17 protein-coding genes are annotated in these 15,626 nt (G+C 74.6%); 15 read left to right on the top strand and 2 right to left on the bottom strand.

All coding sequences use genetic code 11. The annotated features are described in order from the left end of the window. Positions 1 to 22: 22 nt before the first annotated feature. The 8 genes from NX801_RS24725 to NX801_RS24695 all read left to right on the top strand — a co-directional run bounded on the left by NX801_RS24725 (position 23) and on the right by NX801_RS24695 (position 6,399). Complete coding sequence (locus NX801_RS24725; protein ID WP_428986221.1) at positions 23 to 1,120, top strand: alpha/beta hydrolase; 1,098 nt, start codon at positions 23 to 25, stop codon at positions 1,118 to 1,120. 26 nt (positions 1,121 to 1,146) lie between these two features. Beyond that, positions 1,147 to 1,401 carry a MoaD/ThiS family protein gene (locus NX801_RS24720; protein WP_258790108.1) on the top strand — a complete coding sequence of 85 codons (255 nt, stop codon included), beginning with the start codon at positions 1,147 to 1,149 and terminating at the stop codon, positions 1,399 to 1,401. A gap of 10 nt (positions 1,402 to 1,411) precedes the next feature. Continuing rightward, positions 1,412 to 3,085 (top strand): chromosomal replication initiator protein DnaA, encoded by a 1,674-nt coding sequence (locus NX801_RS24715; RefSeq protein ID WP_258790107.1) that lies wholly within the window; start codon positions 1,412 to 1,414, stop codon positions 3,083 to 3,085. 221 nt (positions 3,086 to 3,306) lie between these two features. Continuing rightward, a complete protein-coding gene (locus NX801_RS24710; RefSeq protein ID WP_258790106.1) occupies positions 3,307 to 3,999 on the top strand; it encodes an LmeA family phospholipid-binding protein in 693 nt (230 codons plus the stop codon). A gap of 310 nt (positions 4,000 to 4,309) precedes the next feature. Then, positions 4,310 to 4,417: a putative leader peptide gene (locus NX801_RS31045; protein WP_428986220.1), complete on the top strand. Its 108-nt coding sequence runs from the start codon at positions 4,310 to 4,312 to the stop codon at positions 4,415 to 4,417. A gap of 335 nt (positions 4,418 to 4,752) precedes the next feature. Further along, complete coding sequence (locus NX801_RS24705; protein ID WP_258790104.1) at positions 4,753 to 5,592, top strand: sulfurtransferase; 840 nt, start codon at positions 4,753 to 4,755, stop codon at positions 5,590 to 5,592. Positions 5,593 to 5,652: 60 nt separating this feature from the next. Continuing rightward, positions 5,653 to 5,940, top strand: a complete 288-nt coding sequence (locus NX801_RS24700; RefSeq protein WP_258790103.1) for a DUF1416 domain-containing protein — start codon at positions 5,653 to 5,655, stop codon at positions 5,938 to 5,940. A 198-nt stretch (positions 5,941 to 6,138) separates the two neighbouring features. Then, the gene (locus NX801_RS24695) at positions 6,139 to 6,399 is read left to right on the top strand and encodes a DUF3099 domain-containing protein (protein WP_258790102.1); all 261 of its coding nucleotides are present in this window, start codon (positions 6,139 to 6,141) and stop codon (positions 6,397 to 6,399) included. Between the two features lie 38 nt (positions 6,400 to 6,437). Here the strand turns inward: NX801_RS24695 and NX801_RS24690 are convergent, their stop codons facing one another. After that, positions 6,438 to 6,800 (bottom strand): DsrE family protein, encoded by a 363-nt coding sequence (locus tag NX801_RS24690; RefSeq protein WP_258790101.1) that lies wholly within the window; start codon positions 6,798 to 6,800, stop codon positions 6,438 to 6,440. Between the two features lie 393 nt (positions 6,801 to 7,193). Between NX801_RS24690 and NX801_RS24685 the strand changes: the two genes are divergently transcribed. The 3 genes from NX801_RS24685 to ygfZ all read left to right on the top strand — a co-directional run bounded on the left by NX801_RS24685 (position 7,194) and on the right by ygfZ (position 9,461). Next, the gene (locus tag NX801_RS24685; protein WP_258790100.1) at positions 7,194 to 7,766 is read left to right on the top strand and encodes a heme-binding beta-barrel domain-containing protein; all 573 of its coding nucleotides are present in this window, start codon (positions 7,194 to 7,196) and stop codon (positions 7,764 to 7,766) included. A gap of 123 nt (positions 7,767 to 7,889) precedes the next feature. Then, positions 7,890 to 8,444: a Fur family transcriptional regulator gene (locus NX801_RS24680; RefSeq protein WP_258790099.1), complete on the top strand. Its 555-nt coding sequence runs from the start codon at positions 7,890 to 7,892 to the stop codon at positions 8,442 to 8,444. Between the two features lie 51 nt (positions 8,445 to 8,495). Then, positions 8,496 to 9,461 (top strand): CAF17-like 4Fe-4S cluster assembly/insertion protein YgfZ, encoded by a 966-nt coding sequence (gene ygfZ, locus NX801_RS24675; RefSeq protein ID WP_258790098.1) that lies wholly within the window; start codon positions 8,496 to 8,498, stop codon positions 9,459 to 9,461. Between the two features lie 123 nt (positions 9,462 to 9,584). Here the strand turns inward: ygfZ and dtd are convergent, their stop codons facing one another. After that, positions 9,585 to 10,010: a D-aminoacyl-tRNA deacylase gene (gene dtd, locus NX801_RS24670; protein ID WP_258790097.1), complete on the bottom strand. Its 426-nt coding sequence runs from the start codon at positions 10,008 to 10,010 to the stop codon at positions 9,585 to 9,587. A gap of 581 nt (positions 10,011 to 10,591) precedes the next feature. Between dtd and NX801_RS24665 the strand changes: the two genes are divergently transcribed. From NX801_RS24665 to NX801_RS24650, 4 genes are all read left to right on the top strand, one after another. Continuing rightward, on the top strand, positions 10,592 to 11,113 hold the full coding sequence (locus NX801_RS24665) for an RsiG family protein (protein ID WP_428986222.1): 522 nt from the start codon (positions 10,592 to 10,594) through the stop codon (positions 11,111 to 11,113). 250 nt (positions 11,114 to 11,363) lie between these two features. Further along, complete coding sequence (locus tag NX801_RS24660) at positions 11,364 to 12,326, top strand: asparaginase (protein WP_258790096.1); 963 nt, start codon at positions 11,364 to 11,366, stop codon at positions 12,324 to 12,326. 940 nt (positions 12,327 to 13,266) lie between these two features. Beyond that, positions 13,267 to 14,610: a GNAT family N-acetyltransferase gene (locus tag NX801_RS24655; protein ID WP_258790095.1), complete on the top strand. Its 1,344-nt coding sequence runs from the start codon at positions 13,267 to 13,269 to the stop codon at positions 14,608 to 14,610. 129 nt (positions 14,611 to 14,739) lie between these two features. Continuing rightward, complete coding sequence (locus tag NX801_RS24650) at positions 14,740 to 15,618, top strand: aldo/keto reductase (RefSeq protein ID WP_258790141.1); 879 nt, start codon at positions 14,740 to 14,742, stop codon at positions 15,616 to 15,618. Positions 15,619 to 15,626: the final 8 nt, after the last annotated feature.

Raw genomic sequence — 15,626 nt, 5'->3', positions numbered from 1 at the left:
TCCGCCCAGCACAATAGCTCACATGAGCTCCGAGCCGGAGGGGGCGTCCCAGACTGTGGAAAACGCCGGGTGTACGCCGAGTTTCGCCGGTGTCACGGGCCACCCGGACCTCCCGGGCGGTCCGTGTGTCCCGTGCGGTCCGGGCGTCCCGCTCTCCCGCACCGGTCCCCGCTCCACCACCGATCCCGACTCCCTCCGTGCCCCGCTCCGTACTTTTCTGCGCACCTCGGACGGGGTGCCGCTGGACGCGCTCCACCAGCCGTACGCCGCTCCCGCGCCGCCGTACGAGGGCACGGGCGGCCCGTACGCCCATGGTGGCGGGGGCGGGACCGTTCCGCCCGGTGACCATGCCCCCGGGGACGGCTCCGACGATCGCTCCAGGTTCCGGTCCGGGGACGGCTCCGGGCGCGGGTCCGGCCGGCCGGACACCGCCGTGGTGCTGGCGCACGGCTTCACCGGCTCCGTGGACCGCCCGGCCGTGCGGCGGGCCGCCGGGGTCTTCGGCCGGTACGCGGCGGTGGTGACCTTCTCCTTCCGGGGACACGGCCGTTCGGGTGGCCGCTCCACGGTCGGGGACCGGGAGGTGCTGGACCTGGCGGCGGCGGTCGGCTGGGCGCGCGAGCTGGGCCACGCCCGGGTGGTCACCGTCGGCTTCTCGATGGGCGGCTCGGTGGCGCTGCGCCATGCCGCCCTGCACCGGGACGACCCCGCCACCCGCACCGACGCGGTCGTCGCCGTGAGCGCGCCGGCCCGCTGGTACTACCGGGGTACGGCTCCGATGCGGCGGCTGCACTGGGTGGTGACCCGGCCCGCCGGGCGGCTGGTCGGCCGCTGGGGGCTGCGCACCCGGATCCAGCCGTACGACTGGGACCCGGTGCCGCTCCCGCCGGTCCGGGCGGTGCCGCTGATCGCCCCGGTCCCGCTGCTGGTGGTGCACGGCGACCGGGACCCCTACTTCCCGCTCGACCACCCGCGCTCGCTGGCCGCCGCCGGCCCGGCCGAGCTGTGGGTGGAGCCGGGCATGGGGCACGCCGAGAACGCGGCGGACGAGGGCCTGCTCACCCGCATCGCGGAGTGGGCCTGCCGGACGGAGCGGGGCTGTCAGGGGGATGGCCCATGATGGATGCCGACGAAAGGAGCGTCACCATGGCAGCGGGCATCATCCGCTACTGGGCCGCGGCCAGGGCCGCCGCCGGGACCGCCGAGGAGCCGTACGCGGCGGAGAACCTGGCCGAGGCGCTCCGGGCCGCGCGCGAGCGTCACCCGGGCGAGCTCGTCCAGGTGCTGCGCCGGTGCTCGTTCCTGGTCGACGGGGACCCGGTGGGCACCCGCGGACATGAGACCGTACGGCTTGCCGAGGGCGGCACGGTCGAGGTGCTCCCCCCGTTCGCAGGAGGGTGACGCACACACCATGAGCAGCAGCGATCAGCAGTACGACCAGCCGTATCCGTACCGGCCGCGCCCCGGGTCGGAGCCGTACGGGTACGAGCCCGGGTACGAGCCCGAGCCCGGCGGCCGGCAGGCCCCCGGCGGGCAGGACGGCCACGGGGGGTACGGGGCCCCGGGCGAGCCGCGGGCTCCCCGTGGGTCCGAGGCCCCCGACGGCCAGGTGCACCAGACCTGGCAGGGCGAGACCTGGGACACCGCCTACCAGCCCGTCGTCCCGGCGCCCGGCGCCCCGGCCGACCCGTACGCTCCCGGCTCTCAGGACCCCTACGCCTCCTACGGCTCCTCCGCCCCGGCCGACCCGTACGGCTCCTACGCCCCGCAGGGCTCCCACGGCTCCCGGAGCCCTCAGGAGGTCCCCGGCACCCAGGGCTCCTACGGCTCGGGGGACTCCTACGGCTCCGAGAACTCGCACGACTCCTTCGACTCCCACGACTCCCACGACTCCCATGGCTCCTACGGCCCGGCGGGCGGTCCCGCGCCCGGGCAGCCGCATGCCGGGCAGCCCGGGCAGTCGCATGCCGGACCGGCCTATGCGCCCTATGAGTCCTATGAGTCCTATGCCGGGCAGTCGTACGACATCCCCGGGGCGTACCAGGACGCGCCGCGGGGACACGAGCAGGGGCCGGGCCAGGGGCCGGGGCCGCTGCCGCCCGAGGCGCCCGGCACCGGGCAGGACGCCCCCACCGCGCTGCTGCGCCCGGTCAGCGACGGGCCAGGACCGGCCGGAGCGCCCGGGTCCTTGGCCGGCGGCCCCGGTGACCCGGCCACCGCGCTGCTGCGGCCGGTCGGGGACGGGCCGGGCGGTCCCGGGCGGCCGGCGGGCACCCCGGTGACCGCTTCCGCTCCGCCGACCGCCGCCGAGAAGGCCCGGGCCGAGGGCCGGCCGATCATCGTCGAGCCCGGGCTCCAGCCCGCCGCGCTCACCGCGGTGCTGGGCGCCCTGCTGGCCGGGGGCGCCGCCCTCGGCCCGTACGGGCTGCTCCTCCCGCTGGTGCTGCTCCAGGCGGTGACCGCGGCCGGCTGGTTCCGGCTCAACGGCATGTGGCCGGCCCGCCAGGGCATCGCCCTCGCCTTCCTGGGCGGCCTGGTGGCGGACGCCGCCCTGCTGGTCGCCGGCGAGGAGCACGCGCCCGCCGCGCTGCTCGGCACCCTCGGGGTGTGGGTGCTGCTGGTGCTGGTGCTCCAGCTGCGCAGCCGGGCCGGGGCCGACGAGCGTCTCTACGGGCTGATGGTCACCCTGGTCTCCTCGGCGCTCGCCATCGTGGCCGCCGGCTATCTGGCCTCCGTGCTGGCCGCGCCGGGCGGGACCGGGACGGCGACCGGGGCCGCGGTGCTGACCGGCGGCCTGGCGGTGGCGGCCGCGATCCTGTTCCGCGCCCTCCCGCTGCCGGGTGCCCTCTCCGTGGCGGTGGCCCTGGCGGCCGCGGCCGGTGCGGGCTTCGCGCTGGGCGGGGCGACCGGCCTGGGCTCCGGGGGCGCACTGCTGGGCCTCGGGACCGGGGTCTGCGCCCTGGTGGGCCACCGGGCGGCGAGCTACGACTATCCTTCGCGCTTCGTCCACCTGACGGCCGGAGTGGCGCTGCCGCTGGCCGTCGCCGCGCCCGCCGTCTGTCTGCTGGGCCGCGCCCTCGGCTGAACCGGCCGGGGTGCGTCCGCCCCGGGCGGGCACGGGACAGGGAGGAACCAACGCCGCTCCCGGCACGTCGATCACGGTGAACCGCGTCGAGCACGTCGAGCACGTCGACCACGTCGAGCACGCGGATCGCTTCGATCACGGTGATCACCCCGATCACGGTGATCGCCGTGATCGGGGACGGGACGGAAGCCGGCACGACACAAGGGTGGGGACACCGAGCCATGAGAGCACTTCGCATACTTCTCATCACCGCCGTCATACTCGGCGGCCTGTTCGTGGCGGCCGACCGGCTGGCGCTGAACTACGCCGAGGACGAGGTGGCGAAGAAGATACGCGCCAGTCAGGGGCTCACCGCCACTCCCGATGTCTCGATCAAGGGCTTCCCGTTCCTGACCCAGGTGGCGGGCAAGGAACTCGACCAGGTGGACATCGGCCTGGACGGTGTGGAGGCGACCGTCGGCGAGCGCAAGGTCCGGATCACCGAGATGAACGCCACGCTCCACCAGGTGCGGCTGGAGAACAACTTCTCCTCGGCCAAGGCCGCCAACGCCTCCGGCGCCGCCCGGATCTCCTACGACGACCTGCGCAGCGTCTCCGAGGAGAACGTCGACCTCGGCTACGGCGGGACCGGCAAGATCAAGGTCACCGGCACCGTGAACGTCCTGGGCCGCACCCTCACCCGGAGCGTGCTGTCCGGCGTCACCGTCACCGACAACGGCAGCGCCCTGCGGGTCCGGGCCGACGAGGTGCCCGGCGAGGGCATCCCGGGCCTGGAGGACCTGGTCCGCGAGCGCACCGACTTCGACCGCAAGATCAGCGGACTGCCGGCCGGCCTGAAGCTCGTGTCGGCCGAGCCCCGGGCGGACGGCCTCTGGATCACGGTCGCCGGCACCGGCGTCGACCTGGCGGGCTGATCCCGGGGACGGGGACGGGGACGGGGACGGGGACGGGGACGGGGCCCACGCCCCGATCCGGGTCCGGGTCCTGTTTCAGCTCCTCATTCCGGGCCGGTGGAACCTCACCCTCCGGGTCCGCCCCGGCCGCGCGGTCCTCCACATGGTGAGACGGCGGTGTCCGCTCCGCAGTCGGTGCCGGGTCCGACCGGTCTCCCGGCCCCGGCGCCGAGTGGCGTCCGCCCGCCCCTGTCCCGTATCGCGGATGTTTTCGTCTCGCCATCTGACACATCGGTGACACGACCCCCGGTCCGTCCCTACGATCGGAGCCATGCAGCGCTATCCGAGCCGTCCCCGTCACCGGGGGCAGGCGGACCTCACGAAGCGGCGGGCAGTCGACCTGTGCCGCGTCGCCGCCATGCTCTGTCGCTCCAGCTGAGCGGGAGCCCTTCCCGCGCCCCGGGCCGTCCGGCCCCGACCGCCCGTCGGGCTCCGCGTCCCGTGCCCGTGTCCCGCCCGTGCCGGCGCGGATGCCCGCCCGGTCACCTGTACGCCGGTCGGTCCGGCCCGGCAGGTGTCCGAACCCGGGCCCCGCGCCCGGCCCGGGCGCACCGCGCGGCCGGTCCGGAGCCGTACCGCTCCCTCGCACGGCCGGCGCACCCGCGACACCGGGGACCCTCCCGGCACCGGGAACCGTCCCGCCGGCACCGCCCAACGCAACGCGCAGCACATCTCGCAGCAGATCCGCCGTCCACTGCCCCGGAGGAGAACAGCATGAGCCGCAGCGACGTCCTTGTCGACGCCGACTGGGTCGAGGCCCACATCGAGGACCCCCAGGTGGTCATCGTCGAGGTGGACGAGGACACCTCGGCGTACGACAAGAACCACATCAAGAACGCCGTACGCATCGACTGGAAGAAGGACCTCCAGGACCCGGTCCGCCGGGACTTCGTGGACCAGGAGGGCTTCGAGAAGCTGCTGTCCGCCAAGGGCATCGGCAACGACGACACCGTCGTCCTCTACGGCGGCAACAACAACTGGTTCGCCGCGTACGCCTACTGGTACTTCAAGCTCTACGGCCACCGGAACGTCAAGCTGCTCGACGGCGGCCGCAAGAAGTGGGAGCTGGACTCGCGCGACCTGGTCGCCGAGGTCCCGCAGCGGCCGGCCACCGAGTACCGGGCCAAGGCCCAGGACACCTCGATCCGCGCCTACCGGGACGACGTGGTGGCCGCGATCGGTGCCCTCAACCTGGTCGACGTGCGCTCGCCCGACGAGTTCAGCGGCAAGCTGCTCGCCCCGGCGCACCTCCCGCAGGAGCAGTCGCAGCGCCCCGGCCACGTGCCGAGCGCCCGGAACATCCCCTGGTCCAAGAACGCCAACGACGACGGCACCTTCAAGTCGGACGACCAGCTCAAGGCGCTCTACGAGCAGGAGCAGGTCGATCTGTCCAAGGACACCATCGCCTACTGCCGCATCGGTGAGCGTTCCGCGCTGACCTGGTTCGTCCTGCACGAGCTGCTCGACCAGCCGAACGTCAAGAACTACGACGGTTCCTGGACCGAGTACGGCTCCCTGGTCGGCGTCCCGATCGAACTCGGCGCCGCCAAGTAGCCACCCGCGACCACCGCGACCCCCCAGCCACCCCGCCACCCCGTAGGAGAGCGAGTACCCATGTGTGGAGCACAGGCCGGCGGCCCGGACGCTTCGACGATCAAACCCGGTGAGACCACCATCCAGGGCCAGGTGACCAGGAACGGCGAGCCCGTGACCGGGTACGTCCGGCTGCTGGACTCGACCGGCGAGTTCACCGCCGAGGTCCCGACCTCCGCGACCGGCCAGTTCCGCTTCTACGCGGCCGAGGGCACCTGGACCGTGCGCGCGCTGGTGCCGGGCGGCACCGCCGACCGTACGGTCGTGGCGCGGACGGGCGGCCTGGCCGAGGTGGCCATCGCCGTCTGACGCGGGTCACCGAATCTCTGACGCGGGGCACCGCATCGCGATTCGCCGAAACGGCCGAGGGGCCGCACCTCCTGGGAGTTGGACGCTCACCGGAACGCGGGGTGCGGCCCCTCCGGCATGCCCGGGGCCGGAGACCGTGCGCGGCCCGGCACCGGCCGTCCGGTACCGGCCGCCGGGTCCGGTCGTACGCTGGAAGGCATGTACCGGCGGCGCAGGCACGTCTATTTCACGATGATGGCGGTCTGTCTGGGGCTCTTCGTGGGCGCCTGGGCCGTGGTCCGGCTCTGGTCGGTGCCCGCCGCCGTCGCCATGTGCGTGGTCGCCATGGTCATCCCGCCGTTCGCCGCCGTGGTCGCCAACCGCCGGGGCCCGGAGGACCGCTGGTGGGACGACCCCTCCGGGGACCCGAAGTCCGACGAGTGGTGGGACGAGCTCGACGGCAGGCGCAAGCCCCGGTAGCCGCCCGCACGTGCCCTACGGGGGCTCGTCCGCCGGGTTCAGTAGACGAGCGCCTGTACGCCGTCCGCCATGATCTCGCTGACGAAGACCTGCGCGCCCGCGATCCGGACGCCCCGGAGCACATCCGCCTCGGTGATCTCCCGGCGCGCCGCGCACTGGGTGCAGAGGGTGATCCGCCCGCCCGCCAGCAGCGAGTCCAGCAGGTCCGGAAGCGGGGCGGCGTGCGGCAGCTCGAACTCGGCCGCCCGGCCCGGCAGCGCGAACCACGAGGACTCGCCGGTCAGCCAGAGCGAGACGTCCACCCCGCTCGCCACGGCCACCGCCGCCACCGTGAACGCCTGCGAGCAGCGCTCCGGGGCCTCGGCCCCCGCCGTCACCTTGATCACCAGCTTCTTCGCCATGGCCGCACTCTAGGGCAGCTCCCGGAGCGGGACGGGCCGGGGCGGGGCCGGCCGGCACCGGGGGCATGCCTCGCGGAGAGCGGTTCGGGGGTACCCAGTAGGCTGGTCGGTGGCCCATGTGTACAGCCCACACCGCTCACCGAGGAGCACACCGTGCTTGAGGCATTCTTCTCCGCCCTGCTGGTCCTGGTCTGCGTCGGCGTCCTCGCCTTCGTCGGCCTGACCGTGAAGAAGCTGTACCAGGGCCAGCGCTGACCCGTCCGTCCGGCGCCCCGCGCACTCCGTCGCGTGCGCCGGGACGCTCCGTGCGCCGGTACGTCCGGTGCGCACGGCACGTCCCGTACTCCTCACCCCTCCGGCACTTCCCGTACTCCAGAGATCGTCTGAGCTGACATGATCGAGATTCCGTCCGACCTGAACCCGGGCCTCGTCCCCCTGGCCTTCCTCCTCGGCACCTGGGAGGGCGCGGGTGTCTCCGACTTCCCCGGCGCCGAGAAGTGCAACTTCGGCCAGTCCGTCACCTTCAGCCACGACGGCCGGGACTTCATCGAGTACGTCTCGCACTCCTGGGTCCTGGACGCCGAGGGCAAGAAGGTTCGCCCGCTGGAGAGCGAGAGCGGCTACTGGCGCATCGACAAGGACCGCAAGCTGGAGGTCGTGATGGTGCGCGACCAGGGCGTCGTCGAGGTCTGGTACGGCGAGCTGGCGGACCAGAAGCCGCAGATCGACCTGGCCACCGACGCCATCGCCCGCACCGCGGCCTCGGGCCCGTACAACGGCGGCAAGCGGCTCTACGGCTATGTGAAGGGCGACCTGATGTGGGTCGGCGAGAAGTCCACCCCGGACGTCCCGCTCCGGCCGTACATGTCGGCGCACCTGAAGAAGGTCGTCACTCCGGAGCAGGTCGAGGAGTGGGCCAAGGACCTGGGTGACCTGCCGGACGACGGGATCGCCTTCTTCAAGTAGGCGGGCCGCCCCCGGGGTTCTCCTGGGTTTCCCGGGGCGTGCGGGCCGGTCGCCGTGCGCGTCGGCGCGTCGGTGTCGCTCAGGTTAGGGCACCCTTTCCTCCGTTCTCCTACACTGGGAGCCGTGGTGAGCACCGACTGGAAGAGCGATCTGCGCGCGCGTGGTTACCGGCTGACTCCCCAGCGCCAGCTGGTCCTGGAAGCGGTGGACGTGCTGGGGCACGCCACGCCCGACGACATCCTCTGCGAGGTGCGCAAGACGGCCTCCGGGATCAACATCTCCACCGTCTACCGGACGCTGGAGCTGCTGGAGGAGCTGGCCCTGGTCAGCCACGCCCACCTCGGGCACGGCGCCCCGACCTACCATCTGGCGGACCGGCACCACCATCTGCATCTGGTCTGCCGGGACTGCACGGACGTGATCGAGGCGGACACCGAGGTGGCCGACGAGTTCACCGGCAGGCTCCGGGAGACGTTCGGCTTCGACACCGACCTCAAGCACTTCGCGATCTTCGGCCGGTGCGCGCGGTGCACGGACAAGGCCGCGGAGGCCGCCCGGGCGGCCGGGACCGGAGCTGAGGCCGGCCCCGGGACCGGTCCGGGGAGCGGAGCTGGGACCGGACCCGTCGGGGGCGGACCTGTCGGGGGCGGGGCCGCCGGGGTCGCTGAGCCGTCCTGACCGGCGCCGGGGCCGCCCTGAGGCTCGCTCACGGGTCGTAGTCTTACTGGTATGAAGAGCCCTCTCCTCTCTCTGCCCGGAGCGGTGCCCGCCGAGGGGCGCGACGAAGGGATCGCCGCGCACTACGGTGACCTGTTCCGCGAACAGCGCGCCCTCGCCGGCGGCACCGGGCTGGTCGACCTGAGCCACCGCGGAGTCGTCACCGTCACCGGCGAGGACCGGCTGGCCTGGCTGCATCTGCTGCTCACCCAGCATGTCAGCGAGCTTCCCGCGGGCCGGGCCACCGAGGCGCTGATCCTCACCGCCAACGGCCACATCGAGCACGCCCTCTCCCTGGTGGACGACGGCACCACGGTCTGGGCGCATGTGGAGCCGGGGGCGCAGGAACCGCTCATCGCGTACCTGGAGTCGATGAAGTTCTTCTACCGGGTCGACGTGGCCGACCGGACCGCCGACTTCGCCGTCGTCCACCTCCCGGCCGGCTCCATCGCCGAGGTGCCCGAGGGCGTGGTCGTCCGGGAGACCCCGTACGGCCGCGATCTCTTCCTGCCGCGCGCCGGGCTGGCGGCGTACGCGGCGGAGAACGGCCCGCTCGCCGGGATCCTGGCGTACGAGGCGCTGCGGGTGGAGGCGCACCGGCCCCGCCTCGGCTTCGAGACCGACCACCGCACCATCCCGCACGAGCTGGGCCTGATCGGCTCCGCCGTGCACCTCCAGAAGGGCTGCTACCGGGGCCAGGAGACGGTGGCGCGGGTGCAGAACCTCGGCAAGCCGCCGCGCCGGCTGGTCTTCCTCCACCTGGACGGCAGCGAGGTGCACCTCCCGGTCCACGGCACCCCCGTACGGCTGGCGGCGGACGGCGCGGAGGGGCGGCAGCTCGGCTTCGTCACCACGGCGGTGCGCCACCACGAGCTGGGCCCGATCGCGCTCGCCCTGGTGAAGCGGAACGTCGCGGTGGACGCCCCGCTCCTCGCAGGCGACACGGCCGCCGCCCAGGAGACGGTGGTCGAGCCGTAGGGGCCGGGCGTTCCCCCGCCCGGAAGCCCGGGACGGCCCGGGCCCGTTCCTGCGCCGGGCGGGTTCGGGGCGGGGGCGGGGCGGACCGTGCCGGTCCGGGGCGGCCCGGGCCCGCCGGGCCGTTCAGACCTCGATCAGTACGGTGAACGGGCCGTGGTTGGTGAGCGACACCCGCATGTCCGCGCCGAACCGGCCCGTCTCCACCGTGGCGCCCAGCTCCCGCAGCCGTGCCACCACCTCGTCGACCAGCGGCTCCGCCACCTCGCCGGGGGCCGCCGCGTTCCAGGTGGGGCGGCGGCCCTTGCGGGCGTCCCCGTAGAGGGTGAACTGCGAGATCACCAGCAGTGGCGCGTTCACGTCCGAGCAGGACTTCTCGCCCTCCAGGATCCGTACCGACCAGAGCTTCCTGGCCAGCTGGGCCGCCTTCTCGGGGGTGTCCTCGTGGGTCACGCCCACCAGCACGCACAGCCCCTCGCCGACGATCTCCCCGACCGTCTCCCCGGCCACGACGACACTCGCGCCGTCCACTCTCTGCACCACTGCTCGCATACGGCCCAACCTACGCTCCCCCGGACGGCCCATGGGCAGTGCCGGGGTACGCGGACGTGCCGGGTGCGGGGGATGGGGAGCACACGGATGTCCCGGGTGCGGGGAGGATCCGGAGTACGCGGAACGGACGCAGGTCCATACGGGTGCAGAGTCCCTGCACGGGCAGGCGCGGCAATGGCACCATGCCTGTCAGGCGGTGCGCTTGCTGCGCGCACCGGTCGAGGGGACGGAACTTCATGAGCACACCTGGCGCCGCCGGGCAGTCGTCGCGCACGCGGACCGTACCGGCAGTGACCACCCGGGCCGGTGCGACCGGTCCGGGCCCCGGTCCCGAGCCGCTCGCCGGTCCCGGCCCCTTCGCCGGCTCCGAGCCGGTCGCGGGTTCGGGAGCCGTGGTCGGTCCCGAGCCGTTCGCCGGTTCCGAGCCGGTCGTCGGTCCGGGGCCGTTCGCCGGTCCCGAGCCGGTCGCGGGTTCGGGAGCCGTGGTCGGTCCCGAGCCGTTCGCCGGTTCCGAGCCGGTCGTCGGTCCGGAGCCGGTCGCCGGTCCCGGCGCCGGCGCGGCGGTGACCGGGACGGGGACGGTGGCTGGCACCGGGACCCTGACGATGCTGCCGCCGGAGCCCGCCGAGCACGATGTCGCCGCCCTGCGGCTGCCGGAGCTGCGGGCGCTGCGCCGCGACTCAGGCGCCGACGAGGCCGACCTCAGCTATGTACGGCGGCTGCTCCAGGGCCGGATCGACATCCTCCGCGCCGAGCTGGCCCGCCGGGGCGGCGCCGAGATGCCGGTGGTGGACCGGCTCTCCGAGATCCTGGCCGACGCCCCCTCCCGGCACCGCACCTCGACCCGGCATGTGACGGTCTCCACCCCGCGCGGCGAGGAGTACCGGCGGCTGGCCACCGCGATGCTCGGTGAGGTCGAGCTGTCCGACCTGACCGCCCGGACGGACGAGGAGCTGCGCGTGGCGATGGGCCGGCTCGCCGGCTATGAACAGCAGGTCTCGCTGCGGCGCCAGCAGTTCCAGCGGACGGCGGACGATTGCAGTGCCGAGATCGCCCGCAGGTACCGTGAAGGCGAAGCACAAGTAGACGACCTGCTCGGCTGAGGCGGCCGGGACGTCCCGCCGGGCCCGCGCCCGCCCGGGACGCTCCGTCGGCCTCGGGTTCGTATGCCCGTACGCCCGCATGTTCGTACGGCTGTACATCTGTACATCTGCATGTCTGTACGTTCATGTGCTCATGTGGCTGTACGGGCGTTCGCCGGCACGGGACCGGACGTCGGCCGATCACGGCCGCCGCCGAGCCGTACCGGGGCTCCCGGGCAGGTCCCCACCGTCCTGGAAGGTGTACCGACCCATGGCCACGTCCGCCCCGCCCCCGGCCTCTCCCGTACTCGCGGAGGTCGTCCGTTCCGGCTTCACCGAGGGGCTCCACCGGGGCTCCCTGGTGGTGCTGGACGCGGACGGCCGGGTCGAGCTGGCGCTCGGTGATCCGGCGGCGCCGGTCTACCCGCGCTCCTCCAACAAGCCGATGCAGGCCGCCGCGCTGCTCCGGGCCGGGCTGGAGCTCGCCGGGGAGCGGCTGGCCCTGGCGGCCGCCAGCCACTCGGGCGAAACGTTTCACCTCGACCTGGTCCGGGTCATGCTGGCCCAGTACGGCCTGACCGAGGCCGACCTCCAGACCCCGCCCGATCTGCCGCTGGACCCGGTGGAGGCGGAGGCGTACCTGGCGGCCGGGCGGGTGCGGGAGCGGATCACCATGAACTGCTCCGGCAAGCACACCGCGATGCTGGCCGCCTGCGCCCTCAACGGCTGGGACCCGGCCACCTATCTGCACCCGGCCCACCCGCTCCAGCGGCTGGTCCACGACGAGGTCGAGGCGGCGACGGGAGAGACGGTGGCGTCGGTCGGCACGGACGGCTGCGGGGCACCGCTCATGGCGGTCGGCCTGGTGGGCCTGGCCCGCGCCTTCCGGAGCTATGTGCTGGCCGAGCCGGGCACGCCCGGGCGGCGGGTCGCGGACGCCATGCGCGCCCACCCCGAGTACGTGGCCGGCACCCGGCGGCCCGACACCTGGCTGATGCGGGAAGTGCCGGGGGTGCTCTCCAAGATGGGCGCCGAGGCGGTCCAGGCGGTGGCGCTGCCGGACGGCCGGGCGCTGGCCTTCAAGATCGAGGACGGTGCCACCCGCGCGCTCGGCCCGGTCCTGGCGCGGGGCCTCGAACTGCTGGGCGTGACCTCCCCGGTCGTCGCCCGCATCGCCGACGCCCCGCTGCTGGGCGGCGCCGCACGGGTGGGCGAGGTCCGCGCGGCGTTCTGAGCCGCCTCTCGCGGGGTGGGGGGAACGCGGGGGCCGTGCGCGGCTGGGGCGGTGCGCGGGGTGGGGCGGTCGGCCGGGGCCGGTGAGCCGCCCGCGCCGGGCCGGGTCCTGTGTGGGGTGGAGCTTATGCCGGGCGGGTCCTGTGTTGGGCGGGACCTGCGCCGGGCCGGGCCCTGTGCTGGGCGGGGCTTGTGCCGGTGGGGCCCTGGGCCGGTCGGGGCCTGTGTTGGGCGGAGCTTGCGTCGGGCAGGGCCTGTGCCGGTGGGTGGGACTTGTGCCGGTGGGCCCGCGCGCCGGTGGTCCCGTGCCGATGGGCCCGTTCCGGTGGGACCCGCGTGCCGGTGGCCCTGGCCGGTGTGCCCGTTCCGGTGGGCCCGGCGTCGGGGGCGGGCACCCCCGGTGGCCGGTGCGGTGAGCCGTCGCCGGGTGAGCCCGCGCAAGGGTGGCGGGCCCTTGCCCGGGCCGGTTCTGCCCGGTCCTGCCGGGTCCCCCGATCCCGGTTTCGGAACCGAGCCCGGGATCGGGGCAGGTTCCCAGCGCGGGCCGACCGTGCGTGGCTCCGACCGTGCGTGGCTCCGACCGCGCGACGCGGGTGCTGAGGGGCCAACGATGGGCGTGGCCCCGGCCGTGCGTGGCCCGCGCCTGTAGGGCCGCTCCCCTCGGGAGATCACCCGCCGGAGGTTCCTGGCGGGAGCCGTTCACCGGGGCCGGGGCCCCGCGCCCCCGGCTCCAGGTGGCCCGGTTCCAGGCGGCCTGGCCCCAGGTAGTCCGGCCCGAGGCGGCCCGGCCCCGGGCGGCCCGGCTCGGGGCGCGGGTCCGAGGACCGGCCCGGTCTCCCGGCCGGCCCGGTCTCCCGGAGCCCTCGTCCGAGGCGGCCCGGCCTCCCCGGTCTCCCGGAAAATCGGTTCGTATCCCGGGGCCGCGCGCCTAGCGTGCCCCCATGACCGCCGTGCCGCCCGTCCCCCGCGCGACCGCCATCGACTCCCCGGCGCCCGTGGCCGCCGTGAACTCCGCGGCGCCCGTGTCCGGTGCGAGAGCCCTCGACCTCCGTACCGTTACCGACGCCGAGTTCCCGGACTGGCTGCGGGCCGCGCGTACCGGCTTCCTCCGGCCGCCCTCGGTCACGGGCGAGGAGGTGGCGCTGCGCCGGGCGACCACGGATCTGGGCCGGACGCTGGGGGTCTTCGACGGGGCCCGCTGCGTGGCGACCCTGCGGTCCTTTCCGCAGCGCCTCACCGCCGCCGGCGGGGTGGCCATGGCGGCAAGTGCCGTCACCCAGGTGACCGTCTCGCCCACCCACCGGCGGCGCGGGCTGCTGAACCGGCTGATCGCGGCCGAGCTGGCGGCCGCCCGGGAGCGCGGCGAACCGCTCGCCACCCTGGTCGCCGCCGAGTACCCGATCTACGGGCGGTACGGCTTCGGCCCCGCCACCCGGGCCGCCGAGTGGACCGTCGACCTGACCCGGGCCGGGCTCGACCCGCGACGCCCGGGGCCGGGCCGGGAGGACGGCGGCCGGGTCGAGCTGGTGGACCCGGCGGAGGCCAGGCGGCTGGCCCCCGGGGTGCACGACCGGCTCCGTGCCGTACGGGCCGGGGTGATCGACCGGTCGGCGCGGCGCTGGGACCTGCTCACCGGCGCCGTCGAATTCCCGGGTGACCCCTGGCGGGAGCCGTTCTTCGCCTTCCACCGCGCGGCCTCCGGTGAGATCGACGGCTATGCGGCGTACACGGCCGACGAACGCTGGGCCGACGCCAAGCAGCCGATGGTCACCGCGACCGTCCGGGATCTGATCGCGGCGGACCCGGCGGCCGAGCGGGCGCTCTGGGAGTATCTCTTCGCCATCGACTGGGTCACCACCGTCAGGACCGGCCTTCGGGCCCCCGACGACCTGGTCCCGGACCTGCTGCCCGACCCGCGGGCGGCCGGGCTCACCACCGAGGTCGATCTGCTCTGGGTGCGGGTGCTCGATGTCGTACGGGCGCTGGAAGCGCGGACGTACGCGACCGACGGGGCCCTGGTGCTGGACGTCCGGGACCCGTCGGGGCCGGCGGACGGCCGCTATCTGCTGACGGCCGGACCCGGGGGCGCCGAGTGCGTCCGGACCGACCGGGACGCCGACCTGGTGCTGCCGGTGCGGGAGTTGGGCGCCCTGCTGCTGGGCGAGGGGTCGGCGGTACGGCTGGCCGCTCTGGGCCGGGTCACCGAGGAGCGGCCGGGCGCGGCGGCCCTGGCGGAGCTGCTCTTCCGTACCGCCCGACGCCCCTGGTGCCCGGACATCTTCTGAGCGCCGGGCACGGTTCCGGGAGCCCGGCCGCCCGCGCCGTACGCTGCCCAGGCGCCGGCGCTCCCGGGGGCCGGCACTGGCGCGCCGGGCGCCATCTGTGCGCACACTCCGCCCATGACCTCCGCACCCATGACCCCCGCCGCGACCTCGGCCTCCAGCCCACCCTCCCCGCTCACTCCCGGCACCTGGCGGCTCGGTGAACTCACCGTCAGGCGGATCGGGTTCGGCGCGATGCGACTGCCGGCCGTCGATCCGGACCGGGCGGTCGCCGTGCTGCGCCGGGCGGTGGAACGGGGGGTGAACCACATCGACACCGCCGCCTTCTACTTCTCACCGCGCGGCTCCGCCAATGAGCTGATCCACCGGGCCCTGGCGCCCTACCCCGAGGACCTGGTGATCGCCACCAAGGTCTGGCCGGGCCGGGACGCCCGGGGTGAGTGGGTCTGGGCCACCCCGGACCAACTGCGCGGCCAGGTCGAGGAGAACCTGCGCCAACTGGGCCGGGACCACCTGGACCTGGTGAACCTGCGTGTCCCCCGGAGCCGGGCGAACGCCTCGATCGCCGAGCACTTCGGAGCGCTGGCCGAACTGCGGGCGGCCGGGCTCGTCCGGCACCTGGGCGTCTCCCACGTCGCGCCCGAGCAGCTGGCCGAGGCACGGGCGATCGCCCCGGTGGTGTGCGTGCAGAACCAGTACGGTGCCGGTGCCCCGGAGGCCCGGCACGCGTTCGCGGACGCCTGCGGGGAGCAAGGCATCGCGTTCGTCCCGTACTTCGCGATCGCCGGTACGGGCGCCGAGGCCGGCGCGACCGACGAACCCGACGAACGGGTGCGGGCCGTGGCCCGCGCCCACGGGGTCTCGCCCGCCCGGGTGCGGCTGGCCTGGACCCTGCACCGGGGCGCCCATGTGCTGGCCATCCCGGGCACGGGCAACCCCGACCACCTCGACGACAATCTGGCCGCAGGCGCACTCCGCCTCACTCCGGAGGAGGTGGCGCTGCTGCGGTGACGGCCACC

This window comes from Streptomyces pyxinae, from assembly GCF_024756275.1.
In the GTDB taxonomy this organism is placed as follows: Bacteria; Actinomycetota; Actinomycetes; order Streptomycetales; family Streptomycetaceae; genus Streptomyces; species Streptomyces pyxinae.
This window is presented reverse-complemented; position numbering and strand designations above follow the sequence as displayed.

Excerpts from the sequence above, each read along its gene's own strand:
- NX801_RS24725 (WP_428986221.1), top strand. The coding sequence starts at position 23 with ATGAGCTCCGAGCCGGAGGGGGCGTCCCAGACTGTGGAAAACGCCGGG.
- NX801_RS24720 (WP_258790108.1), top strand. The coding sequence starts at position 1,147 with ATGGCAGCGGGCATCATCCGCTACTGGGCCGCGGCCAGGGCCGCCGCC.
- NX801_RS24715 (WP_258790107.1), top strand. The coding sequence starts at position 1,412 with ATGAGCAGCAGCGATCAGCAGTACGACCAGCCGTATCCGTACCGGCCG.
- NX801_RS24710 (WP_258790106.1), top strand. The coding sequence starts at position 3,307 with ATGAGAGCACTTCGCATACTTCTCATCACCGCCGTCATACTCGGCGGC.
- NX801_RS31045 (WP_428986220.1), top strand. The coding sequence starts at position 4,310 with ATGCAGCGCTATCCGAGCCGTCCCCGTCACCGGGGGCAGGCGGACCTC.
- NX801_RS24705 (WP_258790104.1), top strand. The coding sequence starts at position 4,753 with ATGAGCCGCAGCGACGTCCTTGTCGACGCCGACTGGGTCGAGGCCCAC.
- NX801_RS24700 (WP_258790103.1), top strand. The coding sequence starts at position 5,653 with ATGTGTGGAGCACAGGCCGGCGGCCCGGACGCTTCGACGATCAAACCC.
- NX801_RS24695 (WP_258790102.1), top strand. The coding sequence starts at position 6,139 with ATGTACCGGCGGCGCAGGCACGTCTATTTCACGATGATGGCGGTCTGT.
- NX801_RS24690 (WP_258790101.1), bottom strand. The coding sequence starts at position 6,800 with ATGGCGAAGAAGCTGGTGATCAAGGTGACGGCGGGGGCCGAGGCCCCG.
- NX801_RS24685 (WP_258790100.1), top strand. The coding sequence starts at position 7,194 with ATGATCGAGATTCCGTCCGACCTGAACCCGGGCCTCGTCCCCCTGGCC.
- ygfZ (WP_258790098.1), top strand. The coding sequence starts at position 8,496 with ATGAAGAGCCCTCTCCTCTCTCTGCCCGGAGCGGTGCCCGCCGAGGGG.
- dtd (WP_258790097.1), bottom strand. The coding sequence starts at position 10,010 with ATGCGAGCAGTGGTGCAGAGAGTGGACGGCGCGAGTGTCGTCGTGGCC.
- NX801_RS24660 (WP_258790096.1), top strand. The coding sequence starts at position 11,364 with ATGGCCACGTCCGCCCCGCCCCCGGCCTCTCCCGTACTCGCGGAGGTC.
- NX801_RS24655 (WP_258790095.1), top strand. The coding sequence starts at position 13,267 with ATGACCGCCGTGCCGCCCGTCCCCCGCGCGACCGCCATCGACTCCCCG.
- NX801_RS24650 (WP_258790141.1), top strand. The coding sequence starts at position 14,740 with ATGACCCCCGCCGCGACCTCGGCCTCCAGCCCACCCTCCCCGCTCACT.